This window comes from Streptomyces sp. YS415 (assembly GCF_023544665.1).
In the GTDB taxonomy this organism is placed as follows: domain Bacteria; phylum Actinomycetota; class Actinomycetes; order Streptomycetales; family Streptomycetaceae; genus Streptomyces.
Window position 1 is genome coordinate 247892 of record NZ_JAMJFL010000007.1, and the last position, 23832, is coordinate 271723.

General features: G+C 72.6%; 25 protein-coding genes. 9 read left to right on the forward strand and 16 right to left on the reverse strand.

Features of this window, described 5'->3' with window-relative positions:
* Positions 1-88: 88 nt before the first annotated feature.
* Positions 89-1249, forward strand: coding sequence for an MFS transporter (locus M8H82_RS11805; protein ID WP_250073081.1), 1161 nt, complete (start codon positions 89-91; stop codon positions 1247-1249).
* An 85-nt stretch (positions 1250-1334) separates the two neighbouring features.
* Here the strand turns inward: M8H82_RS11805 and M8H82_RS11810 are convergent, their stop codons facing one another.
* Positions 1335-1874 (reverse strand): DM13 domain-containing protein, encoded by a 540-nt coding sequence (locus tag M8H82_RS11810; protein ID WP_250072990.1) that lies wholly within the window; start codon positions 1872-1874, stop codon positions 1335-1337.
* A gap of 136 nt (positions 1875-2010) precedes the next feature.
* Between M8H82_RS11810 and M8H82_RS11815 the strand changes: the two genes are divergently transcribed.
* Complete coding sequence (locus M8H82_RS11815) at positions 2011-2745, forward strand: maleylpyruvate isomerase family mycothiol-dependent enzyme (protein WP_250072993.1); 735 nt, start codon at positions 2011-2013, stop codon at positions 2743-2745.
* A 12-nt stretch (positions 2746-2757) separates the two neighbouring features.
* Here M8H82_RS11815 and M8H82_RS11820 read toward each other — a convergent pair whose 3' ends face one another.
* Complete coding sequence (locus M8H82_RS11820; RefSeq protein WP_250072995.1) at positions 2758-3135, reverse strand: MarR family winged helix-turn-helix transcriptional regulator; 378 nt, start codon at positions 3133-3135, stop codon at positions 2758-2760.
* A gap of 85 nt (positions 3136-3220) precedes the next feature.
* Here M8H82_RS11820 and M8H82_RS11825 point away from each other — a divergent pair, with 85 nt between their 5' ends.
* Both M8H82_RS11825 and M8H82_RS11830 read left to right on the forward strand, forming a co-directional pair.
* A complete protein-coding gene (locus M8H82_RS11825) occupies positions 3221-4714 on the forward strand; it encodes an MFS transporter (protein WP_250072997.1) in 1494 nt (497 codons plus the stop codon).
* Between the two features lie 74 nt (positions 4715-4788).
* On the forward strand, positions 4789-5073 hold the full coding sequence (locus tag M8H82_RS11830; protein ID WP_250072999.1) for a DUF6332 family protein: 285 nt from the start codon (positions 4789-4791) through the stop codon (positions 5071-5073).
* Here M8H82_RS11830 and M8H82_RS11835 read toward each other — a convergent pair.
* From M8H82_RS11835 to M8H82_RS11845, 3 genes are all read right to left on the reverse strand, one after another.
* The gene (locus M8H82_RS11835) at positions 5034-5699 is read right to left on the reverse strand and encodes a response regulator transcription factor (protein WP_250073001.1); all 666 of its coding nucleotides are present in this window, start codon (positions 5697-5699) and stop codon (positions 5034-5036) included. The genes M8H82_RS11830 and M8H82_RS11835 overlap by 40 nt on opposite strands.
* A 68-nt stretch (positions 5700-5767) precedes the next feature.
* The gene (locus M8H82_RS11840) at positions 5768-6970 is read right to left on the reverse strand and encodes a sensor histidine kinase (protein WP_250073006.1); all 1203 of its coding nucleotides are present in this window, start codon (positions 6968-6970) and stop codon (positions 5768-5770) included.
* A gap of 99 nt (positions 6971-7069) precedes the next feature.
* On the reverse strand, positions 7070-7804 hold the full coding sequence (locus M8H82_RS11845) for a TetR/AcrR family transcriptional regulator (protein ID WP_250073007.1): 735 nt from the start codon (positions 7802-7804) through the stop codon (positions 7070-7072).
* Positions 7805-7957: 153 nt separating this feature from the next.
* On the opposite strand from M8H82_RS11845, the gene M8H82_RS11850 reads away from it, so the two are divergent.
* Positions 7958-8407: a nitroreductase family deazaflavin-dependent oxidoreductase gene (locus M8H82_RS11850; protein WP_250073008.1), complete on the forward strand. Its 450-nt coding sequence runs from the start codon at positions 7958-7960 to the stop codon at positions 8405-8407.
* A gap of 343 nt (positions 8408-8750) precedes the next feature.
* Here M8H82_RS11850 and M8H82_RS11855 read toward each other — a convergent pair whose 3' ends face one another.
* The gene (locus M8H82_RS11855; protein ID WP_250073009.1) at positions 8751-10094 is read right to left on the reverse strand and encodes a geranylgeranyl reductase family protein; all 1344 of its coding nucleotides are present in this window, start codon (positions 10092-10094) and stop codon (positions 8751-8753) included.
* 193 nt (positions 10095-10287) lie between these two features.
* Here M8H82_RS11855 and M8H82_RS11860 point away from each other — a divergent pair, with 193 nt between their 5' ends.
* Positions 10288-11643: a dipeptidase gene (locus tag M8H82_RS11860; protein WP_250073010.1), complete on the forward strand. Its 1356-nt coding sequence runs from the start codon at positions 10288-10290 to the stop codon at positions 11641-11643.
* A gap of 10 nt (positions 11644-11653) precedes the next feature.
* Here M8H82_RS11860 and M8H82_RS11865 read toward each other — a convergent pair whose 3' ends face one another.
* The 3 genes from M8H82_RS11865 to M8H82_RS11875 form a co-directional block, all read right to left on the reverse strand.
* The gene (locus M8H82_RS11865) at positions 11654-12691 is read right to left on the reverse strand and encodes an NUDIX domain-containing protein (RefSeq protein WP_250073012.1); all 1038 of its coding nucleotides are present in this window, start codon (positions 12689-12691) and stop codon (positions 11654-11656) included.
* 147 nt (positions 12692-12838) lie between these two features.
* Entirely contained in the window at positions 12839-13030 is a 192-nt protein-coding gene (locus tag M8H82_RS11870) for a hypothetical protein (RefSeq protein WP_250073013.1), read from the reverse strand.
* Between the two features lie 94 nt (positions 13031-13124).
* Positions 13125-14072, reverse strand: coding sequence for an ROK family protein (locus M8H82_RS11875; RefSeq protein ID WP_250073014.1), 948 nt, complete (start codon positions 14070-14072; stop codon positions 13125-13127).
* 146 nt (positions 14073-14218) lie between these two features.
* Between M8H82_RS11875 and M8H82_RS11880 the strand changes: the two genes are divergently transcribed.
* Both M8H82_RS11880 and M8H82_RS11885 read left to right on the forward strand, forming a co-directional pair.
* Entirely contained in the window at positions 14219-15313 is a 1095-nt protein-coding gene (locus M8H82_RS11880; protein ID WP_250073015.1) for a LacI family DNA-binding transcriptional regulator, read from the forward strand.
* 7 nt (positions 15314-15320) lie between these two features.
* On the forward strand, positions 15321-16112 hold the full coding sequence (locus tag M8H82_RS11885) for a hypothetical protein (RefSeq protein ID WP_250073016.1): 792 nt from the start codon (positions 15321-15323) through the stop codon (positions 16110-16112).
* Here the strand turns inward: M8H82_RS11885 and M8H82_RS11890 are convergent.
* The 6 genes from M8H82_RS11890 to M8H82_RS11915 form a co-directional block, all read right to left on the reverse strand.
* A complete protein-coding gene (locus tag M8H82_RS11890; RefSeq protein WP_250073017.1) occupies positions 16058-17590 on the reverse strand; it encodes a serine/threonine-protein kinase in 1533 nt (510 codons plus the stop codon). The genes M8H82_RS11885 and M8H82_RS11890 overlap by 55 nt on opposite strands.
* Positions 17591-17652: 62 nt before the next feature.
* The gene (locus M8H82_RS11895) at positions 17653-18951 is read right to left on the reverse strand and encodes an aldolase/citrate lyase family protein (protein WP_250073018.1); all 1299 of its coding nucleotides are present in this window, start codon (positions 18949-18951) and stop codon (positions 17653-17655) included.
* A 206-nt stretch (positions 18952-19157) separates the two neighbouring features.
* Positions 19158-20120 (reverse strand): electron transfer flavoprotein subunit alpha/FixB family protein, encoded by a 963-nt coding sequence (locus M8H82_RS11900; protein WP_250073019.1) that lies wholly within the window; start codon positions 20118-20120, stop codon positions 19158-19160.
* Between the two features lie 53 nt (positions 20121-20173).
* Positions 20174-20962 carry an electron transfer flavoprotein subunit beta/FixA family protein gene (locus M8H82_RS11905; protein WP_250073021.1) on the reverse strand — a complete coding sequence of 263 codons (789 nt, stop codon included), beginning with the start codon at positions 20960-20962 and terminating at the stop codon, positions 20174-20176.
* A 220-nt stretch (positions 20963-21182) separates the two neighbouring features.
* On the reverse strand, positions 21183-21692 hold the full coding sequence (locus M8H82_RS11910) for a flavin reductase family protein (RefSeq protein WP_250073023.1): 510 nt from the start codon (positions 21690-21692) through the stop codon (positions 21183-21185).
* Positions 21693-21806: 114 nt separating this feature from the next.
* Positions 21807-22172: a TlpA family protein disulfide reductase gene (locus tag M8H82_RS11915; RefSeq protein WP_374211652.1), complete on the reverse strand. Its 366-nt coding sequence runs from the start codon at positions 22170-22172 to the stop codon at positions 21807-21809.
* Between the two features lie 184 nt (positions 22173-22356).
* On the opposite strand from M8H82_RS11915, the gene M8H82_RS11920 reads away from it, so the two are divergent.
* The gene (locus tag M8H82_RS11920) at positions 22357-23085 is read left to right on the forward strand and encodes a lysophospholipid acyltransferase family protein (protein WP_250073025.1); all 729 of its coding nucleotides are present in this window, start codon (positions 22357-22359) and stop codon (positions 23083-23085) included.
* Positions 23086-23132: 47 nt separating this feature from the next.
* Here M8H82_RS11920 and M8H82_RS11925 read toward each other — a convergent pair whose 3' ends face one another.
* Complete coding sequence (locus M8H82_RS11925; RefSeq protein WP_250073026.1) at positions 23133-23831, reverse strand: B3/4 domain-containing protein; 699 nt, start codon at positions 23829-23831, stop codon at positions 23133-23135.
* Position 23832: the final 1 nt, after the last annotated feature.

Consider the following 23832-nt stretch of genomic DNA (forward strand, 5'->3'; position numbering starts at 1 on the left):
TCCTCCCCGGCGCGGCCTTGCCCTCTCCCCGTCTCCTCCCTACCCTGACTTTGTGCCGCAAATAAACAAACCCCGTTCGCACAACGTCGTGCCGGGAACCTCCACCGACCTCACCCGCCTCCGCATCGCCCTCACCGTCTTCTTCGCCATGGACGGCTTCGTCTTCGCCGGCTGGGTGGTGCGCATCCCCGCGATCAAGGAGCAGGTGAACGCCTCGGCCGGAAGCCTGGGGCTCGCCCTCCTCGGCGTGTCCGCGGGCGCCGTGATCACCATGACGCTCACCGGACGCCTCTGCCGCCGCTACGGCACCCACCCGGTCACCGTCGTCTGCGCCGTCCTGCTCTCCCTCAGCGTCGCCCTGCCGCCGCTGACCCACTCCGTCCCCGCCCTCACCGGCGTGCTGCTGCTGTTCGGCGCCGCGTACGGCGGGATCAACGTCGCCTTCAACAGCGCCGCCGTCGACCTCGTCACCGCGCTCCAGCGGCCGATCATGCCCAGCTTCCACGCGGCCTTCAGCTTGGGCGGGATGGTCGGCGCGGGCCTCGGCGGGCTGGTCGCCGGCAGCCTCTCCCCCACGCGGCACCTGTTCGGCCTGACCCTCGTCGGACTCGCGGTGACCTTCTTCGCCGGACGCGTCCTCCTGCGGATCGAACCGCCGCGGGCGGCGCACCCACAGGAGGCGAAGCCTGCGCGCCTGGACCGGCGCACCCGCGGGCTCGTCGCCGTCTTCGGACTGATCGCGCTGTGCACGGCGTACGGCGAGGGCGCCATGGCCGACTGGGGCGCGCTCCACCTCGAGCAGGACCTGGGCGCCTCACCGGGGCTCGCGGCGGCGGGGTACTCCTGTTTCGCGCTCGCCATGACGCTCGGGCGGCTGACGGGGTCGGCGCTGCTCCAGCGGCTCGGCCGCACCCGCACCGTCGTCGCCGGTGGCGCCACCGCGGCCGTGGGCATGCTCCTCGGCTCGCTCTCCCCCTCGGTGTGGGCCACGCTCATCGGGTTCTCGATCACCGGGCTCGGGCTCGCCAACCTCTTCCCGGTCGCCATCGAGCGTGCCGGTGCGCTCGCCGGGCCGACCGGTGTCGCGACCGCCTCCACACTGGGCTACGGCGGCATGCTCCTCGGGCCGCCCGCGATCGGCTTCATGGCCGAGTGGTTCTCCCTGCCCACGGCCCTGACCAGCGTCGCGGCCCTCGCCGCCGTCGCCGCGGCCATCGGCTTCGCGACCCGGCGCGCGGCCACCGGCTGACCACGGCACGCGCCCGGCCCAGACCGCGCAGGCAAGGGGCCGCCCGGCGCACGGCCCGCCCCCCGTCATACGGCCCACGCCTCCCTCAGGCGCGAGCGAGTTCCGCCGCGCCGAAGGAGACGTCGAACCGGTCGCACCAGATGCTGACGCTGCTGTACTGCGTCAGCTCGACGTCGGCCGGTACGGCGTAGTTCTGGCTGCCCTTGTTGCCCTTGAGCTTGCCGAGGCTGACGTACCGCCCGTCGTCGAAGACGCGCCAGCCTGCGGTGCCCTCCTTCACGGGCGCGTCGGTCAGCCAGACGCGCAGGTCGGGGCCGTTGCTGGTGTCGAGGTTCTCCAGCCGGACGACATGGGATCCGTCGGTCAGCCGTACCAGCCGCACGCTGCCGGAGGTGTCGTGCTCGTGACTGATCAGCTCGCCCGTGGCGAGGGTCTTCGGCGCCGGCGGCGCGGCGGTCTCCCCGGCGGTGGGCGGCGCGGACGTCCCCACCGCGACCGGCAGGGCCTCGTCCACCGTCTCGTCCTGCCACAGCTTCCACGGCTGGAACCAGTACAGCCCGAATCCCGCCCCCGCGACGGCCACCACCAGCACCCCGACGATCAGCGACTTCCGTACGCGCTTCATGCTTCCCCCGATTCGTGGCGGTTCCTGTCCGCTCCCATTCCAACGGATCATCGAGGCCCACGGCATCCCTGAACGGATGACGAATTCCTTACGGCCGCCGCCCCTTGGACCGCACTCCATCAGGCAGACTCGCCGCATGCAGACTGCTGAGTTCATACGCGTCCTGGACCGGGAGGGCCACCTGCTGGCCGAGGCGGCCGAGCGCACCGGGACGGACGCCAAGGTGCCGACCTGCCCGGAGTGGCAGGTGCGCGACCTGCTGCGGCACACGGGGATGGTGCACCGCTGGGCGGCGGCCTTCGTCGCCGAGGGCCACACGGACTTCCAGCCGCCCGTGGACGCGCCCGGCCTGGACGGCGCCGAGCTCACCACCTGGTTCCGCGAGGGACATCGTCATCTCGTCGACACCCTGGACGGCGCCCAAGTGGACGTGCAGTGCTGGCACTTCCTGCCCGCGCCGTCACCGCTCGCCTTCTGGGCCCGCCGCCAGGCGCACGAGACGACGATCCACCGCCTCGACGCGGAGGCGGCGCGCGGCGGTACGCCGGCCGAGATCGACCCCGCCTTCGCGGCCGACGGCATCGACGAACTCCTCCTCGGCTTCCACGCCCGCGCCAAGAGCCGGGTGCGCAGCGCCGAGCCGCGTGTCCTGCGGGTGCGGGCGACCGACGCGGACGACGCGGTGTGGACCGTACGCCTGTCCCAGGAGCCGCCCGCGGCGGTGCGCGGCGAGACCGGGGAGGCCGACTGCGAACTGGCCGGGTCCGTCGCGCAGTTGTACCCGGCGCTGTGGAACCGGTTGCCCTTCCCGGCCGTACGCGGCGACGCCTCGGTGGCCGCGCTGTGGCGGGAGACGTCCGGCGTCGTCTGAAGCCGGACCAGCTCAGCCCGACAGCATTCTGGTCAGCACCGCGCGCTGCACCGGCAGCACGTCTCCGTGCAGCGCGCGCCCCTTCGCCGTGAGCCCGACCTTCACCCCGCGCCGGTCCTCGGGGCACATGTGACGATCGACGAGACCGTCCTTCTCCAGCCGTGCGATCAGCCGCGACAATGCGCTCTGACTCAAGTGCACGTGCTCGGCGATCTCCTGTACGCGCTGCGCGCACTCTCCGCCCGCCAGCACGTCCAGCACCTCGAAGTCACTGCCGCACAAACCGTGTTGCTGCAGCGCCCGGTCGAGTTCGCACTGGGTGCGGGCATGCAGCGTGAGGATGTCCCGCCACTGGTCCACGAGCGCCTGCTCGGCCTTCTTAGCCGCCATGGGCGCACCGTAGCAGAGGCCCGAGATCATTGCAGCGGAATTAAATGTATTTGCATTCAATGCATGCGCATGTAGTCTCTCCCGCATGACCTCTCCGCTCACCACCCCTACGTCCGACGGACGTTGGACCCCCCGGCTGTGGGGCACGCTCCTGGTGCTCTGCGCCGCAATGTTCCTGGACGCCCTGGACGTCTCGATGGTCGGCGTCGCCCTGCCGTCCATCGGCGCCGACCTGGGTCTGTCGACCTCGACGCTGCAATGGATCGTCAGCGGCTACATCCTCGGCTACGGCGGACTGCTGCTCCTCGGCGGACGCGCCGCCGACCTGCTGGGCCGGCGCCAGGTCTTCCTGGTGGCCCTCGGCGTCTTCGCGGTCGCCTCCCTGCTCGGCGGGCTCGTCGACTCCGGTCCGCTGCTCATCGCCAGCCGCTTCATCAAGGGCCTGAGCGCGGCCTTCACGGCACCGGCCGGCCTGTCGATCATCACCACGACCTTCCCCGAGGGCCCGCTGCGCAACAAGGCCCTGGCCATCTACACCACCTGCGCGGCCACCGGCTTCTCCATGGGCCTGGTCCTGTCCGGGCTGCTCACCGAGGCCAGCTGGCGGCTCACCATGCTGCTGCCCGCGCCGATCGCCCTGATCGCCCTGGTGGCGGGCCTGAAGCTGCTGCCGCGCAGCGCCCGCGAGAAGAACCACAACGGCTACGACATCCCCGGCGCCGTCCTCGGCACCGCCTCGATGCTGCTGCTGGTGTTCACCGTCGTCCAGGCCCCGGAAGCCGGCTGGGCCTCCGCCCGGACGCTGCTGTCCTTCCTCGCCGTCGCCGCCCTGCTGACCGCGTTCGTGCTGGTCGAGCGGCGCTCGCCCGGACCGCTGGTCCGGCTCGGCGTACTGCGCTCGGGCAACCAGATCCGCGCCCAGCTCGGCGCCCTCGCCTTCTTCGGCTCGTACGTCGGCTTCCAGTTCCTCACCACGCTCTACATGCAGTCGCTGCTCGGCTGGTCCGCGCTGCACACGGCGCTCGCCTTCCTGCCCGCGGGCGCGCTGGTGGCGCTCTCCTCCACGAAGGTCGGCTCGATCGTCGACCGGTTCGGCACCCAGCGCCTGATCGCGGTGGGCTTCGGGTTCATGGTCGTCGGCTACGCGCTGTTCCTCCAGATCGACCTCGACCCCGTGTACGCGGCGACCATCCTGCCGTCGATGCTGCTGATCGGCGCGGCCTGCGCGCTGGTCTTCCCCTCGCTCAACATCCAGGCCACGAACGGCGTCGACGACCACGAGCAGGGCATGGTCTCCGGGCTGCTGAACACCTCGGTGCAGGTGGGCGGCGCCATCTTCCTCGCCGTGGTGACCGCGGTGGTGACCGCCGGGGCACCCGAGCAGGCCACTCCGCAGGCGGTCCTCGACAGCTACCGACCCGGCTTCGTGGTGGTGGCCTGCGTCGCCGTCGCGGGCCTGCTGATCACACTCCCCGGACTGCGCGGGACACGCAGGGCCCAGCGGCCCCAGCCGTCCGTCGTGGTCGCCAAGTCCACTGTGCAGGAGGCGGAGCAGGACCGGGTTCCGGTCCGCGACTAGGGGGACCGCCTCCCTACCGTGTGCCCGGCCGGGATCGCTTGCCCGGCCGGGCACACGCCTGCTTGACTCCGTGCATGAGTGTTCACGGGGGCCGGCGCACCAAGGCGGAGCAGGACGCGTTCGTCGTCGAAGTGGGGTACGCGCTGTTCAGCGCGCTGTTCGCGGCGGGGGTGGTCTTCGGGGCCGTCGCCGGTCCGGCGCTGCTGTTCGACGTGCCGTGGGCGATGGAGTCACTGCTGTGGCAGGGCGGCAAGTGGCTGGCCGTGGCGGTGTTCGCCGTCCGCGTGATCAGTGTGCTGGTGCGCTACCGGCGGGGGACTCAGCCGAGCCAGCCCGGCCGCACCAACCCCGACTCGTAAGCCAGGACGACCAGTTGCGCCCGGTCCCGGGCGCCCAGCTTCACCATGGTGCGGCTGACGTGGGTCTTGGCGGTGAGCGGGCTGACCACGAGACGGCGGGCGATCTCCTCGTTCGACAGGCCCATCCCGACCAGGGCCATCACCTCCCGCTCCCGCTCGGTGAGCGCGGCGAGGGCGTCGGCCGCGGCGGGCTCCTTGGAACGGGCGGCGAACTCGGCGATCAGGCGACGGGTCACCCCGGGCGACAGCAGTGCGTCCCCGCCGACCACCGCCCGCACGGCGCGCAGGAGTTCGTCCGGCTCGGTGTCCTTGACCAGGAACCCCGAGGCCCCGGAGCGGATGGCCTCGAAGACGTACTCGTCGAGCTCGAAGGTGGTCAGCATGACCACCTTCACGTCCTTGTGCCGGTCGTCCCCGGTGATCCGCCGGGTCGCGGCCAGCCCGTCCAGCACCGGCATCCGGATGTCCATCAGTACGACATCGGGGGCGAGTTCACCCACCGCGCGCACCGCCGCCTCGCCGTCCGCTGACTCACCGGCCACCTCGATGTCGGGCTGCGCGTCGAGCAGCGCCCGGAAACCGGCCCGCACGAGTGACTGATCGTCGGCGAGCAGTACACGGATCACCGGTCGTTCTCCTTCGAGGGCGGGGGCGGAGGCGGGGGCGGTACGCGGGGCACCGGTCCGTACGCGGGTCACCGGGCGTTGCCCTTCGGGGTGCCGGGCAGTACGGCGAGCACCCGGAAGCCGCCGGCGGTGCGCGGGCCCGCCTCGATCGTGCCACCCAGCGCGGCGGCCCGCTCCCGCATACCGGCCAGACCGTTGCCGCTGCCACCCGCGTCGGCGCCGGTCGCGGGGCCGTCGTCGTCCACGCGGATCCGGAGCGTGCCGCCGCCGTGATCGAGGTGCACGCGCGCGTGCCGCGATCCCGAGTGCCGTACGACATTGGTGAGGGCCTCCTGGACGATCCGGAAGGCGGCGAGGTCGGTGCCGGGCGCCAGCGGGGGCGCGGCGCCGTGCACCTCGACGGTCAGGCCGGCGCCGGCCGCCTGGTCCACGAGCTCGGGGAGCCGGTCGAGTCCGGGCGCAGGTGCGCGCGGCGCGGCGCCCGGCGCGCGCAGCGTGTCGAGCACCTGACGCACCTCGCCGAGCGCCTCCTTGCTCTGGGCCTTGATGGTGGTGAGCGCCGTCCGGGCCTGCTCGGGATCGGAGTCGAGGAGCGCGAGACCGACGCCCGCCTGCACGTTGATGACGGAGATGCTGTGCGCCAGGACGTCATGCAGCTCCTGGGCGATCCGCAACCGTTCCTCGTCGGCCCGCCGCCGCGCCGCCTGCGCCTGCTCGGCCCGCTCCCGGGCCCACTGCTCCCGCCGGGTCCGCACCAGTTCCGCCAGCGCCGCGACGGCCACGACCCAGGCGGCGACCACACCCTCCTGCCCCCAGGGGGCGGCGGAGTCACCGGCCGGCGGGAGCCACTGGTAGAGCCAGTGGACGACCATCACATGCCCCGCCCACAAGGTGCCCATCGCCGCCCATGCGGCCCACCGGTGCCCGGCGACGACGGCGCCGAAGCAGCCGATCGCCACGGTGAGGAAGACGGGCCCGTACGGATAGCCGGCACCGAGATAGACCAGGGCGGCAGCGGCCGTACCGAAGGCGACGGCGACCGGGTGACGATGCCGCCACAGCAGCACAAGGCCGGCCAGGAGCAGCAGCACCCGGGCGAGGACATCGAGGTCGGCGCGCTCGCCCGCCTGCTCCTCGGCGGCGAAATGCGACCCGACGAACACGAAGGCGGTCACCAGCACGGTGGACCGCCAGGGCCACCGCTCCCGCTCCTCGTGCCGCCACCACGACGGACCGCTCCGCCACCAGTGCGGCACACGCTGCTCGTCCATGCCCGCCACGCTAGACGCCGTCACCGCCGGGCCGCGTCAGCCGAGTGAGGTGATCACACGTACTCCCCGCGAAGTACGTCAGCCGAGGCAGGCCGCCGGTCATCCCCCGGCCGCGGCCGGTCCGGTCTGCGGATACACCAGCCCCACCCCGTGGGCCAGCCGGCACACCGCGTGCCGGAAGAACCGCTCTCGGTCCTCGACCACCCGCTGGAACTGGCCGAACACCTCGAAGCCGACCAGACCGTAGAGCTGCGCCCAGGCCGCGACGAACGCCGCCACCGTCTCCGGGGGGAGGTCGGGCGCGAAGTCGGCGGCCATGCGCTCGGCCTCGGGGCGAAGCTCGGCGGGCAGGGACGGCTTGGCGAGGCCGAGACCTCGGTGGGCGTCGCGGAGGATGCCGAAGAAGACCTCGCCGACCCGGGCCGCGGCCGGAATCGTGGTCTCGGGGGCGCTGTAGCCGGGCACCGGTGATCCGTGGATCAGCGCGTACTCGTGCGGATGCTCCAGCGCCCACCCCCGCAGTGCCTCGCACACCGCGACCCAGCGGTGCCCGGGACCGGCGTCGGCGAAGGTGTCGCGCGCGGCCTCGGCACTCTCGCCGAGGGAGTTGTAGGCGTCGATGATCAGCGCGGTCAGCAGGTCGTCGCGGCTCGGGAAGTAGCGGTAGAGCGCGGAGGAGACCATGCCGAGTTCGCGGGCCACGGCGCGCAGCGAGAGCTTGGCGGCGCCTTCGGCGGCGAGCTGTCTGCGCGCCTGGTCCTTGATGGCCGCGGTGACCTCGATCCGGGCCCGGGCCCGGGCTCCCTGGGGGGCGCTGCCGTGTGCGGTGCTCATGCCCGGCAGTCTCCCACGAGAAGCGAGAGCAGTGCACACAAAGGAGAGCGGTGAACCGAAAAGAGAGCACCGCTCTTGCTTTGGAGCGCCGATCTCGGACACACTGTGGAAGCGGCAAGCGAGAGCACCGCTCACCAAACTCAGGGGGTCCGCATGTCCACGCACGTCAAGAAGCCCGGCTGGTTCACGGTCAACGTCCTCAATCGCACCGTCGCCTGGCTGACCCGCCGTGGCCTGAGTGTGTGGGGCTCCCGCGTCCTCGCCGTCCGCGGCCGCAAGAGCGGGCAGTGGCGGACCACCCCCGTGAACCTGCTGACCATCGACGGCCGGCACTACCTCGTCGCCCCGCGCGGCCACGTCCAGTGGACGCACAACATGCGTGCGGCCGGCGGCGGGGAGTTGCGTCTCGGCAAGCAGGCGGACGTGTTCACCGCGACCGAGGTCTCCGACGACGACAAGGCGCCGGTGCTGCGCGCCTACCTCAAGCGCTGGAAGGCCGAGGTCGGTGTCTTCTTCAACGGAGTCGGCCCGGACTCCCCCGACTCCGACCTGCGCCGCATCGCCCCGGACCACCCGGTGTTCGAGCTCTCGCTCAAGAGCTAGCGAGCGCGGCGTTCCGCGGGCCTCGTTGTCGGATCTTCCGGACGTCGAGGCCCCCGGCCCGTGCGCGGGCGACGAGACGGCAAAGGGCGTCGACCAGCCCTCGCCCGGCCGACCAGGAAGCGCGGCACCACACCGCCGAGCCGCCCCGGGGGGCAGAGCTCAGCCCTGAGCCCGACCCTGACCCTCAACCCGGCGCCCAGCGCCCGATGCCCGACCGTGGGCCCGCGGCCGACTCGGCCTGCACCCCAGCCCCAACCCCTACCCGCGGCCCGGCGCCCGGCGCCCGACCCATGGCCCCTCAGGCCGGCTCGCCCCCACGGCCCGCCCCCGGTCCGCCCGACCGCTACCCCTCGCCCCGGCCGCCCCCGGACTCCGCGTCCGCTTCCCGCCGCTCCGCTCCCGCATCCCGGCGTTCCGCTGCCGCCCCCGCCTCCGCCTCCCGGCGTTCCGCCTCCGCCTCCCGGCGTTCCGCCTCCGCCTGCCGTCGGTCCAGCGCGTTCAGACCGCGCTGGGCCATCGGGTGGCTGCGGACCAGCTCGCCGAGGGACGACGAGCCGCGGGTGATGTCCGTGAACGCCCGCCAGGCGGGCCGGAAGCCGGTCAGCGCGGCGTGGAAGATCCCGGGGCGCTTCTCGAACAGCGCCAGCATCCGCTTGCCGACGCTCATCTCGACGCCGAGCCCGGCCTTGACCGCGAACGCGTAGTTCAGGGCCTGGCGCCGGGCGTCCACCGCGTCGTTCGCCTCGGCGATCCGGACCGCCCACTCCCCCGCGAGCCGCCCGGAGCGCAGCGCGAAGGAGATGCCCTCTCGGGTCCACGGCTCCAGCAGCCCCGCCGCGTCGCCGCACACCAGGACCCGCCCGCGCGACAGCGGCGAGTCGTCGGCCCGGCAGCGCGTCAGATGGCCGGAGGAGATGGCGGGTTCGAACCCGGCGAGTCCGAGCCGCCCGATGAACTCCTCCAGATACCGCTTGGTGGCCGCGCCCTCGCCGCGCGCCGAGATCACCCCGACCGTCAGGGTGTCGCCCTTGGGGAAGACCCAGCCGTAACTGCCGGGAATGGGCCCCCAGTCGATGAGCACCCGCCCCTGCCAGTCCTCGGCGACCGTCTCCGGCACCGGGATCTCCGCCTCCAGGCCGAGATCCACCTGGTCGAGCTTCACCCCGACATGCGCTCCTATCCGGCTCGCGCTGCCGTCCGCGCCGACCACCGCCCGCGCCAGCACCGTCTCGCCGCCCTGGAGGACGACGGCGACCGTGCGCCGGTCCGGCACCGCAGAGCCGTGCTGCTCGACCCGCTGCACGGTGACGCCCGTGCGCAGCTCGGCGCCCGCCTTCTGCGCGTGCTCCACCAGCTGCTGGTCGAACTCGGGCCGGTTGATCAGCCCGAACAGCATCTTCCGGGAGCGCCGGGTACGGGTGAAGCGGCCGTTGTTCGAGAACGTCACGGCGTACACCCGGTCCCTGAACGGCAGGTCGAAGCCGGGCGGCAGGGAGTCGCGCGAGGGGCCGATGATGCCGCCGCCGCAGGTCTTGTAGCGCGGCAACTCGGCTTTCTCCAGCAACAGCACGCGCCGCCCCGCGACCGCCGCCGCGTACGCGGCCGAGGCCCCCGCGGGGCCCGCGCCGACCACGACGACGTCCCACACCTGCCGCACGTCGTCCGCCGAAGAGTTCTCGCTGCTCACGATGGTCTACTGCTCCCGATCAAGCCGCCCGCTGCTGCTGTCCCCCGCATCCTACGGCGGCGGTCGCCGCAGGCCCCTGTGGGAGGATCGGCGGCGTAGGTGACCACCGCACCCGGCGGGGCCTACGCTCGCCCGATCAGCCGTACGCAAAAGTACGCAGCCGTACAACGTCGCACCTACAAGGAGCGTGCCCATGTCGTCGAATCCGGTCGCCGAGACCGTCGCCTCGCTGATGCCGAGGGCGAAGCAGGAGCTCACCGAACTGGTGGCGTTCAAATCGGTGGCGGACTTCGGCCAGTTCCCCCGCAGCGAGAGCGAGGGCGCCGCGCGCTGGGTCGCGGACGCGCTGCGCGCCGAGGGCTTCGAGGACGTGGCCCTGCTGGACACCCCCGACGGCACGCAGTCGGTGTACGGCTACCTGCCCGGCCCGGCGGGCGCGAAGACGGTCCTGCTCTACGCCCACTACGACGTGCAGCCGCCGCTGGACGAAACCGCCTGGCTGACCCCGCCGTTCGAGCTGACCGAGCGGGACGGGCGCTGGTACGGACGCGGCGCCGCCGACTGCAAGGGCGGCCTGATCATGCACCTGCTCGCGCTGCGCGCGCTCAAGGCCAACGGCGGGGTCCCGGTCAACGTCAAGGTGATCGCCGAGGGGTCCGAGGAGATGGGCACCGGCGGCCTCGAGCAGTACGCCGAGGCGCATCCCGAGCTGCTCGCGGCCGACACGATCGTCGTCGGCGACGCGGGCAACTTCCGGGTCGGGCTGCCGACGGTCACCACGACGCTGCGCGGGATGACCATGCTCCGGGTGCAGATCGACACGCTGGTCGGCAACCTCCACTCGGGCCAGTTCGGCGGTGCCGCACCGGACGCGCTGGGCGCCCTGATCCGCGTACTGGACTCGCTGCGCGCCGAGGACGGCTCGACGACGGTCGACGGGCTGACGTCGGATGCCGTGTGGGACGGACTGCAGTACGACGAGGAGCAGTTCCGCGCGGACGCCAAGGTGCTGGACGGGGTGGAGCTGATCGGTTCCGGCACGGTCGCGGACCGCATCTGGGCGCGTCCGGCCGTCACGGTCCTCGGCATCGACTGCCCGCCCGTGGTCGGCGCGACCCCGTCCGTGCAGTCGAGCGCCCGTGCGCTGATCAGCCTGCGGGTGCCGCCGGGCGTCGACGCGGCGGAGGCCACCAAGCTGCTCCAGGCCCATCTGGAGGCGCACACGCCGTGGGGCGCGCGACTGCACAGCGAGCAGGTCGGACAGGGCCAGGCGTTCAGCGCGGACACCACGAGCCCCGCGTACGAGGCCATGGCCCGGGCGATGACCGAGGCCTACCCGGGCCAGGAGATGCAGTACGCCGGTCAGGGCGGCTCCATCCCGCTGTGCAACACCCTCGCCGCCCTCTACCCGGACGCCGAGATCCTGCTCATCGGTCTGAGCGAGCCGGAGGCCCAGATCCACGCCGTGAACGAGAGCGTCTCGCCCGAGGAGCTGGAGCGGCTGTCCGTGGCGGAGGCGCTGTTCCTGCGCAACTACGCGGCGGGCTGAGCGGGCCCGGTCAGGGGGCGGGGATTCCCGCCTCCAGGTAGAGCGCGGCCCCGCGTTCCCGTGCGCGCAGGGCCCAGCGCAGCCGCTCGTAGCGGACGGGCGGCAGCAGCTCGGCGGCCTCCTCCTCGGTCACGAAGCGCCAGCCGCGCAGTTCGGGTCCGGGCAGCAGCAGCCGGCCGGCCCGCGCGGAGTCGAGCCGCCCGCCGTCGAAGAGCAGGCGCAGTCCGCCGTAGCCGGGCGGTGCGGGCGGTTCCCAGTCGACGACGAGGAGGCGGGGTACGTCCTCGAGGCGGATCCCCGTCTCCTCGGCGACCTCGCGCATGCCCGCACGCGCGGGCGCCTCGCCCGGCTCGACGACTCCGCCGGGGAACTCCCACCCGGCCTTGTAGGTGGGGTCGACGAGCAGGACCCGGTCCTGTTCGTCGAAGAGCAGCACTCCGGCGGCCAGTGTCTCGGCGGTCGGCTCGGGCGTCTGCACGATGTCGCTCACCGGCGCCTGGCCGGAGGCGACGGCCTCGGCGATCCGGGCGGCCGTCCGGTGCGGGGTGAGCCGGCCGTTGTCCACGAGGTGGGCGTCGGCGGTGAGCCAGGAGGCGAGGGCGGAGCGGTAGGGCTCGATGTGGTCGTACGCCCATTGCCGGGTCCGGAGTTCGCCGTCGGGGCCCTCGGGGACCTCCCGGTGCGCTATTCGCTCGCGCAGGATCGTTTCCGCCGGGGCCAGCAGGATGTGCCGTACCGCGATCCGGCGCGCGGCCAGCCCGCCGAAGATCTCGTCGCGGTACTCCTGGCGCAGCAGGGTCATGGGGACCACGAGGGTCCCGCCGAGCTCGGCGAGCAGCGCGGCCGCCGTGTCGATCACGAGTCGTCGCCAGATCGGCAGGTCCTGGAAGTCGCCGACCTCGGCGAGGTGTTTGGGCGGGAGCAGGTGCGGCAGTGCTCCGCCGATGACCTCGGGGTCGAAGAGCGTGCTGTTCGGGATCAGTTCGATTAGTTCCCGTGCGGTGGTGGTCTTCCCCGCACCGAAAGGCCCGTTGATCCAGACGATCACAGACTCTCCCCCTCTTCTGTTGGCCCCCTGGGGCTTGCCCGCTCCACCCTGCCACGGAAACCACTTCCAGTTGAGGGCGCAAACGCGGCGGCGCCGGTGCCCGCGAGTGCGGGAACACCGGCGCCGTACTGCGTGCCGTCGGCCTCGTCAGTCCTTCTGGCCGAGCGGGCCGTCCTCGATGGCCAGGCTGTCGGTGGCCACCGTGTCCTCGACGGCGCTGACGGTCTCCCCCACGTCGAGGTCGGTCAGGTCGCTCCCGAGGGAGTGGGAGGGCGTGACCGCCGCGACGACGAATCCGGTGGCCAGGGAGGCGATGGCGAGCATGCTGCGCTTCTTCATGACCGTTTCAACTGCGCGGTCCGCGCGGGGGTCACGGCATGCGTCGCGGAAAGCGACGGCGCATCCCCCGCCGGAACGTTCCTGCCGAGGATGGTCAGACCCCGGCCGCGTCCTTCCGCGAGGTGAGGGCCGCCGCCGCGGCGCCCACCAGACCCGCGTCCGTCCCCATCTGTGCCGACGTCACCGTCAGGCGCTGGACGAAGGAGAGCGTGGCGTAGTCGCCGAGCGCCTTGCGCAGGGGGGCGAGCAGCACCTCGCCCGCCTTGCCGACGCCGCCGCCGATGACGGCGATGTCGATCTCGACCAGGGTCGCGGTGGCGGCGATCCCGGCGGCCAGCGCCTGCGCCGCCCGTTCGAAGGAGGCCACGGCCACCGGGTCGCCCCGGCGGGCGGCGGCGGCCACCGCGGCGGCGGAGGTGTCGCCGTCGGGGCCGGGCTCCCAGCCGTTCTCCAGGGCGCGCCGGGCGATGTTGGGGCCGCTCGCGAGGCGCTCCACGCAGCCGCGCGCGCCGCACGGGCAGGGGTCGCCGTCGAGATCGACGCTGATGTGACCGATGTGGCCCGCATTGCCCGTGGGCCCGGGGTGCAGCCGTCCGCCCAGGACCAGACCGCCGCCGACGCCCGTGGACACCACCATGCACAGGGCGTTGTCGTGGCCGCGGGCGGCGCCCTGCCAGTGCTCGGCCGCGGTGATGGCCACGCCGTCGCCGATGAGCTCGACCGGCAGTCCGCCCGCCGCCTCCCGGACCCGCCGGACCAGCGGATAGTCGCGCCAGCCGGGAACGTTCACCGGGCTCACCGTCCCGGCGGAGGCGTCCACCGGGCCCGCGCTGCCGATCCCGAGGGCCGTCGCCCGCGCCCACAGCGGGTTCGCCGTCAGTTCGCCGAGCACCGCCTGGACGGCACCCATCACGGTGTCGCCGTCCTCCCGCGCCGGGGTCGGGCGCTGGGCTCGCGCCAGGATCCGGCCGTGGCCGTCCACAAGACCTCCGGCGATCTTCGTTCCGCCGATGTCGAGTGCGGCCACGAGGTCGGTGCGCATCAGAGTCAGATCTCCCGGTCAACCAGCGGAAAAGGGCAGGCCGGCCCAGCGGTGGGGCGCCGGCCGGGGAAAGCGGTGGACAGTGTCCCCTGGATCTGACAACGTTGTCCAGGCTCTATGCTCGACGCCACATCCTCATACAAACCATGGATCGCCGCATCCCCGTGGACAAACAGGACAGGACCCGCATCGTGCCCGAGACCATCCGCCGCGCCGACCGCACCCCCGGAAACCGTTACGGCAATCGGCCGACGATGAAGGACGTGGCCGCTCGTGCGGGAGTCGGGCTCAAGACGGTCTCGCGGGTCGTCAACGGCGAGCCGGGCGTCACGCCGGAGACGGAGCGCCGCGTCCAGGAGGCCATCGACGCCCTGGGCTTCCGCCGCAACGACAGCGCCCGGGTGCTGCGCAAGGGCCGTACCGCCAGCATCGGCCTCGTCCTGGAGGACCTCGCGGACCCCTTCTACGGCCCCCTCAGCCGCGCGGTCGAGGAGGTGGCCCGGGCCCACGGCGCGCTGCTGATCAACGGCTCCAGCGCCGAGGACCCGGAGCGTGAGCAGGAGCTGGCGCTGGCGCTGTGCGCGCGGCGCGTGGACGGTCTGGTGGTGATCCCGGCCGGGGACGACCACCGCTATCTGGAGCCCGAGATCCGGGCGGGCGTCGCCACGGTGTTCGTGGACCGGCCGGCCGGGCAGATCGACGCCGATGTCGTGCTGTCGGACAACTACGGCGGCGCCCGGGACGGAGTCGCCCATCTGATCGGCCACGGACACCGCCGGATCGGCTTCATCGGCGACATGCCCCGCATCCACACCGCCGCCGAGCGGCTGCGCGGCTACCGGGCGGCCATGGAGGACGCGGGGATACCGGTGGAGGACGCCTGGATGTCGCTGGGCGTCACCGGCCCCGAGCGGGTGCGCAGGGCCGCCGAGGACATGCTCTCCGGCCCCCGGCCGGTCACCGCGATCTTCGCGGGCAACAACCGGGTGACGGTCACCGTGATCCGGGTGCTGGCCGAGCAGTCCCGCCGGGTGGCGCTCGTCGGCTTCGACGACCTGGAGCTCGCCGATCTGCTCCAGCCGGGCGTCACCGTCGTCGCGCAGAACGCCGCCGCCCTCGGCCGGACCGCCGCCGAGCGCCTGTTCCGGCAGCTGGACGGTACGCTCGTGACACCCGAGCGGATCGAGCTGCCGACCCGGCTGATCACCCGCGGCTCGGGAGAGCTGCCCCCGGCGGACTGAGCGAGTCATGGACGCGTGCACCCTTCAGGCACTGGGCCTCGCGATGGCGCCCCGCGAGCACCCGCTGCTCTATCCCGGCACCTGGCCCGCGGACTCCGGCCTGCTCGACGGCGAGCGGTTCCTGCCCCTGGACCGGCTGACCCACCCCGGCCGCACCCCCGTCCTCGCGATCGGCTCCAACGCCTGCCCCGGCCAACTGCGGCACAAGATGGCCGAGTTCGGCATCCGCTCCCCGATCCCCATGGTCAAGGTCCGCGTCACGGGCCTCGAGCTCGGTGTGTCGGCGCATGTGAGCCGGCTGGGCTACGTGTCGGCGTCCCCCTTCCACGCGCCGGGCCGCGTACGGGAGTTGTTCGTCCTGTGGCTCGACGCCGACCAGCTCACGGTGATCGACGCCAGCGAGGGCGTGCCGCTGCCGTACGGCAACTACCGGCGCGTGTGGCTGTCCTCGGCCGAGGTACAAGTCGACCTGGCGGACGGCACGACGCTGCCGGGCGTCTTCTCGTACGTCAATCGCCGCGGCGTGCTGCACAACGGCTCCGGAGCGCCGCGCACCCATCCCGGGCAGCGGGCGCTGATCGGCGAACTGCTTCTGAAGTCGGCGCGGTTGCGGGAGCTGTTCGGCGTGACGCCGGAGGAGTTCTGCGCGCGGGCGCGCGCGGACCGGCGGCTGTGCGAGCGGGGCACGCGGCTGTTCCGGCGGGAGAAGCTGGTGACCGTGCACGGTCTGGAGCGGTACATCGGTCAGCAGACGGGCAGTCCGGGCACCGGCCCGTCGTTGTCACCGCCCTCGACGTAGACGTCGCTGACCCAGACGTCCGCGTTGCCGCTGTCGTCGTCGGTCTTCGCCCACCAGACGTTGGTCCACCGGCCACTGGTCTCGCGGCGGCCCAGGTTCTGCTGGCAGTAGAAGTAGTTGGTGCCCGCGCCCAGGATGCCGACCTCGGTGCCGTCGGCCGTGTAGGACTTCGCGGTGCGCCAGACCTCGCAGTTGTACTTGCCGCCGCCGATGGGACGGCAGGCGGTGGCGGTGGCGCCGCCGTCTCCGCCGGGGGTCTTGCTCGGGGTGGGGGCCGGGCGGGTGCTCGGCTCGGTGCTCGGCTCCTTCTCGGTGCCGCGGCTGGGGGCCGGGCTCTTCTCGTCGCCCTTGCCGGTGGGTTCGGCGCCGTCCGAACTGACGGTCGGGGCGGGTTGTCCGGCCGCCGCGGGGTCGTCGCTGTCGCTCAGCAGGGCGACGGTGGTGCCGGTCGAGGCGAGGACCAGGAGGACTGCGGCCGCGGCGAGCAGGACGCGGCGTCTGGGGCGGGAGGGTCGGGCGGCGGTCGTGGTCTGCGGTTCGGCCGGTCCGTGCGGGGCGGGGAGCCCTTGGGCCTGCGTCAGGGTGCGCGCCGGTCCGCGCAGGGTCGTGGTCGGGGTGTCGCCGGAGTCGGCCACCGCCTGGAGGAGGGCGCGGGCCTCCTCGGCCTCGGGGCGGCTCTCGGGGCGCTTGTCCAGCAGCCGCTGCAGGACCGGGGCGAGTGGTCCGGAGCGGTGCGGCCCGGGAAGGGGCTCCGTGACGATCGCGGTGAGCGTCGAGAAGGTCGAGGTCCGGCGGAAGGGCGAGGAGCCCTCGACGGCGGCGTACAGGGTGGCGCCGAGTGCCCAGATGTCGGAGGCCGGGCCCGGCCGGGCGCCCTGGGCGCGCTCGGGCGCCAGGTAGTCCAGGGAGCCGACCAGTTCGCCGCTGCGGGTGAGACGGGTGGCGGAGCCGTCGCCCGGGTCCTCCATGGTGGCTATGCCGAAGTCGGTCAGCAGGACCCGGCCCGAGCGGTCGAGGAGGATGTTGCCCGGCTTGACGTCGCGGTGCAGGACGCCGGCGCGGTGGGCGGCGGCCAGCGCGTCCATGACCTTGGCGCCGATCCCGGCGGCCTCGCGCGCGTCGAGGGTGCCGCGCTCGCGCAGGACGTCGTCCAGGGAGGGGCCGTCGACCAGCTCCATGACGATCAGCGGACGTCCGTCGACCTCGGTGACGTCGTGCACGGCCACGACCCCGGGATGGCGCACCCGGGCCGCTGCGCGTGCCTCGCGCTGCATGCGCAGCCGCAGGCCCTCCAGTTCGGGGTCGTCGCTGTCGATGTAGGTGCGCAGTTCCTTGACGGCGACCTCGCGCCCGAGGACCTCGTCGCGGGCCCGCCAGACGACCCCCATGCCGCCCCGGCCGAGCTGGGCCAGGACGCGATAGCGCCCGGCCAGCAGCCGTCCGGCCCCGTCCGTCTGTCCGTACTCCCCCGAAGACACCGCCGCCCCGTTCGTGTGGTCTTCCCTTGTGGCGTACAGCCTAGGGGGCGGCGGTGACGGTTCTACTGCGCCCCGGAGACGGTCAGGTCGCCGCGCCGGGGTGCGGCGAAGCCCTCCAGGTCGGCGCGGGTCAGGCCGGTGAGCCGGGCGACCTCGCCGGTGTCCAGGGCGCCGCAGTCCAGGCCGCGCAGCAGATAGCCGCTGAGGGCCTTGGCGGTGGCGGGCTCGTCCATGACGTCGCCGCCGGTCCGGTTGGCGTAGCGGGTGAGCCGGGCGGCTGCCTGGGCGAAGCCCTCGCGGTAGAAGGCGAAGACGGCCGCGTACCGGGTGGGGATGTGCCCGGGGTGCATGTCCCAGCCCTGGTAGTAGGCGCGGGCCAGGGCGCGGCGGGTGAGGCCGTAGTGCAGCCGCCAGGCGTCGTGGACGTTCTCGGTCGTACCGACCGGCAGGACGTTGGTGGAGCCGTCGGAGACGCGGACGCCGGTGCCGGCCGCGGCGACCTGCATGACCGCCTTGGCGTGGTCGGCGGCGGGGTGGTCGCTGGCCTGGTAGGCGGCGGAGACGCCGAGGCAGGCGCTGTAGTCGAAGGTGCCGTAGTGCAGGCCGGTGGCGCGGCCCTCGGCGGCCCGGATCATGCGGGCGACGGCGGCGGTGCCGTCGCCGGCGAGGATGGACTGGCTGGTCTCGATCTGGATCTCGAAGCCGAGCCGCCCGGGCTCCAGGCCGTGCGCCTTCTCGAAGGACTCCAGGAGGCGGACCATGGCGGTGACCTGCTCGGGGTAGGTGACCTTGGGCAGGGTCAGCACCAGCCCGTCGGGCAGGCCGCCCGCCTCCATCAGGCCGGTGAGGAAGATGTCGAGGGTGCGGATGCCGCGGTCGCGGACGGCGGCTTCCATGCACTTCATGCGGATGCCCATGTAGGGGGCGGCGGTGCCGTCGCGGTAGGCCTCGGCGATCAGACGGGCGGCGCGGGCCGCGTCCTGGTCCTCGTCCCCGCCCTGGTAGCCGTCCTCGAAGTCGACGCGCAGGTCTTCGACGGGCTCGCGCATCAGCTTGGCCCGCACGCGCGTGTGGACGGGTTCGGCGAGCTCGTCGGCGAGACCGAGGACGGCCGCGAAGGAGGCGGCGTCGGGGGCGTGCTCGTCGAGGGCGGCGAGGGCCCGGTCGCCCCAGGTGCGGATGGTGTCGGCGGTGAAGACGTCACCGGGTACGTAGACGGTGTGGACGGGCTGGCGGGTGCCGGGGTCTCCGGGGTAGTGGCGCTCCAGCTCGGCGTCGACCGGGGCGAGGGAGGCGCTGATCTCCTCGCTGACGGCGCCCGCGAGGCTCGTCGCCACCTTCTCCTGCTGGCCCTGACCCATTCCCACACCCTCCAGTTTTCCGCTGTACGGAATCAACAATCCGTAGAACGAAGTTATCCGGGCACCGTCCGGATGGTCAACACCGTGTCCACGCCCCTCTCCAGTACAGCACCGGCCCGCCCCTCCACCGCGGCGGAGGACCGCCCACGCAGCGAGGCCCCGCGACCGTCGGCACGGTCGCGGGGCCTCGTTGAGCCTGCGGAGGATCAGCCCTTGCGGGTCTTGACCTCTTCGGTGAGCTGCGGGACGACGTCGAAGAGGTCGCCGACCACGCCGTAGTCGACGAGGTCGAAGATCGGGGCCTCGGCGTCCTTGTTGATCGCCACGATCGTCTTCGAGGTCTGCATGCCGGCGCGGTGCTGGATCGCACCGGAAATGCCGGAGGCGATGTACAGCTGCGGCGAGACCGACTTGCCGGTCTGGCCGACCTGGTTGGTGTGCGGGTACCAGCCGGCGTCGACGGCGGCGCGCGAGGCACCGACGGCCGCGCCGAGCGAGTCGGCGAGCGCCTCGATGATCGCGAAGTTCTCCGCGCCGTTCACACCACGGCCGCCGGAGACCACGATCGCGGCCTCGGTCAGCTCGGGGCGGCCGGTCGACTCACGCGGGGTGCGCCCGGTGACCTTGGTGCCGGTGGCCTGCTCGGAGAAGGTCACGGAGAGGGCCTCGACCGCACCGGCGGCCGGGGCGGCCTCCACGGCGGCCGAGTTCGGCTTGACCGTGATGACCGGGGTGCCCTTGGCGACCCGGGACTTGGTGGTGAAGGCGGCGGCGAACACCGACTGGGTGGCCACCGGGCCCTGGTCGCCGGCCTCGATGTCGATGGCGTCGGTGATGATGCCGGAGCCGATGCGCAGCGCCAGACGGGCGGCGATCTCCTTGCCCTCGGCGGAGGAGGGGACCAGCACGGCGGCCGGGGAGACGGCCTCGTAGGCGGCCTGGAGGGCGTCGACCTTCGGCACGACCAGGTAGTCGGCGTACTCGGAGGCGTCGTGCGTGAGGACCTTCACCGCGCCGTGCTCGGCGAGGGCGGCGGCGGTGTCGGCGGCGCCGTTGCCCAGGGCGACGGCGACCGGCTCGCCGATGCGGCGGGCCAGCGTCAGCAGTTCCAGGGTGGGCTTGCGGACGGCGCCGTCCACGTGGTCGACGTAGACGAGAACTTCAGCCATGGGATTGCTCTCCTGCGGAATGCGAAGGCTTAAGGGGCGGTAAGGGGTGGGGCCTAGATGAACTTCTGGCCCGCGAGGAACTCAGCGAGCTGCTTGCCGCCCTCGCCCTCGTCCTTGACGATCGTGCCGGCGGTGCGGGCCGGACGCTCGGCCGCGGAGTCGACCGCGGTCCAGGCGTTCTCCAGACCGACCTCGTCGGCGTCGATCTCCAGGTCGTCCAGCTCCCAGGACTCCACCGGCTTCTTCTTGGCCGCCATGATGCCCTTGAAGGACGGGTAACGCGCCTCGCCCGACTGGTCGGTGACCGACACGACGGCCGGCAGGGAGGCCTCGAGCTGCTCGGAGGCGGCGTCGCCGTCGCGGCGGCCCTTGACCGTGCCGTCCTCGACGGAGACCTCGGAGAGCAGGGTGACCTGCGGGACACCGAGACGCTCGGCGAGCAGCGCCGGGACGACACCCATGGTGCCGTCGGTGGAGGCCATACCGGAGATGACCAGGTCGTAGCCGGCCTTCTCGATCGCCTTGGCCAGCACCAGGGAGGTGCCGATGGCGTCGGTGCCGTGCAGGTCGTCGTCCTCGACGTGGATCGCCTTGTCGGCGCCCATCGACAGCGCCTTGCGCAGCGCGTCCTTGGCGTCCTCGGGACCCACGGTCAGGACGGTGATCTCGACGTCGTCGTCCGAGTTCTCGGAGATCTGCAGCGCCTGCTCGACGGCGTACTCGTCGAGCTCGGAGAGCAGACCGTCCACGTCGTCCCGGTCGACGGTCAGGTCATCGGCGAAGTGCCGGTCGCCAGTGGCGTCGGGCACGTACTTCACAGTGACAACGATCCTCAAGCTCACGCCGGCTCTCCTACTGCGTCGACATTTCTCTGCTGCCTACTTGCAGGCAGCATAGGCGCCTGAAGCGGCCGTTCCCGATCGGGGCGACCTGCGCTCCGACCAAAATATTACTCGTCAGTACACCCAGTTCGTTCCCGCTAAGCAAGCGCTTTGAACTGTGACCTTCGCAACGCAGCGTAATCGGAACTGGACGGTTTCGCAGAACCCGTCCGATACCCGGTCAGTCGCGCAGGCCGGTGAAGCCGCCCTGGTGGTAGAGCAACGGCCGCCCGGGGCCGGTGTGGTCGCCGGCCAGGACGTGCGCGAGCACGATCCGGTGGTCCTCCGCGGGCACGCGCGCGTGGACGCGGCAGACCAGCCAGGCGCGGACGCCGTCGAGGACGGGAACACCTTCGGGACCCTCGCGCCAGGCGGTGGGCGGCGCGAAGCGGTCGGCGCCGCTGCGGGCGAAGGTGGCGGCCAGCTCCCGCTGGTGCTCCCCGAGCAGGTGCACGCCCACGTGCTCGGCCCGCGACAGCGCGGGCCAGCAGGAGGATCCGGTGCCGATGCCGAAGGAGAGCATCGGGGGCTCGGCCGATACGGAGGCCAGGGAGGTGGCGGTGAAGCCGACGGGACCGTGCTCGCCGCGGGCGGTGATCACCGCGACTCCCGCCGCGTGCCGCCGGAAGACGGAGCGCAGCAGGTCGGGTGAGGCGAGCCGGGTGGCGTCGACGTCGGGTGTGGCGGTCATGAACACCTGAGGGGAGGGGGCGCCGGGGACATCCCGTCAGACTGACGATAGGTGGCCCGTACAGTCAAGTGCGGGCGGGCAGGTGGGAGATGACTCACTGTCGTGTCCGTCCTCTCATACGGCCTCGCCGAGGGCCGCGATCACGTCCGCCTTGCGGGGCTGTCCGACGGCGCGCCGCACCACCCGCCCGTCGGCGTCGAGGACCAGCACCGTGGGGGTCTTGAGGATCTCCAGCCGTCGTACGAGCTCCAGCCGGTCCTCGGCGTCGATCTCGACATGCGCGACTCCCGGAACCATGGCGGCCACCTCGCCGAGGATCCTTCGCGTCGCCCGGCAGGGAGCGCAGAAGGCGCTGGAGAACTGCACCAGGGTGGCCCGCTCACCGAGCCGGCCGCCCACGTCCTGCGGCCCCAGCCGACCGCCTTCGCCCTGCCCGCGCACGTGCGTCCTCCTTCGGTCCTCGTCCGCTCCAGCGTGCACCGGCCCGCGAAGATTCCCGGCCGCGTCCGCATCGACGTGACGAGAATCTCGCCGTTCCCCGGCACGAAGGCTGGCTACCGGTGCGTTCTTGGGGCACGATCTGCGAGATGCCGTAAACCTACGGCTGCGTAAGTTTCCCGCCGGGAGCCTTTTCCAGGCAGAGAAGGAAGGGTCCACCCCGTCCATGGCAGAGCTTGTCTACCGTCCCGTCGTCGGTCTCGCCCTCACGTTGTTCAAGGCGTGGGACCTCAAGATCGACTGCAAGGGTTCGGAGAACATCCCGCGCTCGGGCGGCGCCGTGCTGGTGAGCAATCACATCAGCTACCTGGACTTCATCTTCAGCGGCCTGGCCGCCCTGCCCCAGAAGCGCCTGGTGCGCTTCATGGCGAAGGAAGCGGTCTTCCGGCACAAGATCTCCGGTCCGCTGATGCGCGGCATGAAGCACATCCCGGTGGACCGCAAGCAGGGCGAGGCCGCCTACCAGCACGCGCTGGAGTCGCTGCGCTCCGGTGAGATCGTGGGCGTCTTCCCGGAGGCGACGATCTCCCAGTCGTTCACGCTGAAGAGCTTCAAGTCGGGCGCCGCCCGGCTCGCCCAGGAGGCCGGCGTCCCGCTGATCCCGATGGCCGTGTGGGGTACCCAGCGGCTGTGGACCAAGGGGCACCCGCGCAACTTCCGGCGCAGCCACACCCCGGTCACGATCCGGGTCGGCGAGGCCATCGAGGCCTCCCAGGACAAGTACGCGGGCGCGATCACCCGCCAGCTGCGCGAGCGCGTCCAGGAACTGCTGGAGGCCGCCCAGCGGGCGTACCCGGTACGTCCCAAGGACGCGGCCGACACCTGGTGGATGCCGGCGCACCTCGGGGGCACCGCGCCCACCTTGGAGCAGATCCGCGAGGCGGAGTCCCGCTAAGCCCCGTCGGCTCTCGCAGCCGGGCCGATCCGAACGACAGCGCCCGGCTAGCCCCCGCTTGCGGGGTGCACCTCGATGCGGGCTCCCGGGCTGCACTTCTCCAGCAGCTCGGCGAGTTCGGCGGCCGCCCGCTCGACGTCGGCCACCGGCATGGGCGCCATGCTCTCCAGCAGGAAGAGCGCCGAGACCGTCTCCTCGGTGAGGCGGGTGCGGGGCCCCTGGCGCCAGTTCCAACGGCGGCAGGTCACTCCGGCGTCGTCGCACCACACCACCTCGCCGGCGTCGGGATGCTCGACGGTCTCGGCGCCGTCGGCGACGGTCACGAAGGGCTCGTCGCCGGTGGCCCGGATCAGCCGCATCCCGCCCTGGATGCGGTCGAGGTCCTCGCCGCCGACAGGGATCAGATGCGCCACGCTGATCGCGTTGTACAGATCGACGAGCAGGTTGATCCGGGGCAGGCCGGCCCCCGACAGGGCCCTCTTGGCCAGCGCCTCCGCCGAGTTGCGGGTGCGCGACGGCTTGGCCCCGAACGCCGTGTACACCTCCCGCCAGGCCGCCATGTGCGGGTCCTCGTGCGGGGCCCGGCCGTCCAGGCGTACGGCGAGACGGCGGGCCGCGTCGTCGAGGAGGGCCGAACCGGCGTCGCTGCTCGGCCCGTTGACGAGTCCATGGGCCGTGACGGCGATGTGCGTGAACCCGGGCGCGAGGGCGCGCACCTCGTCGGACACGGTCAGGGTGAGGGTCATG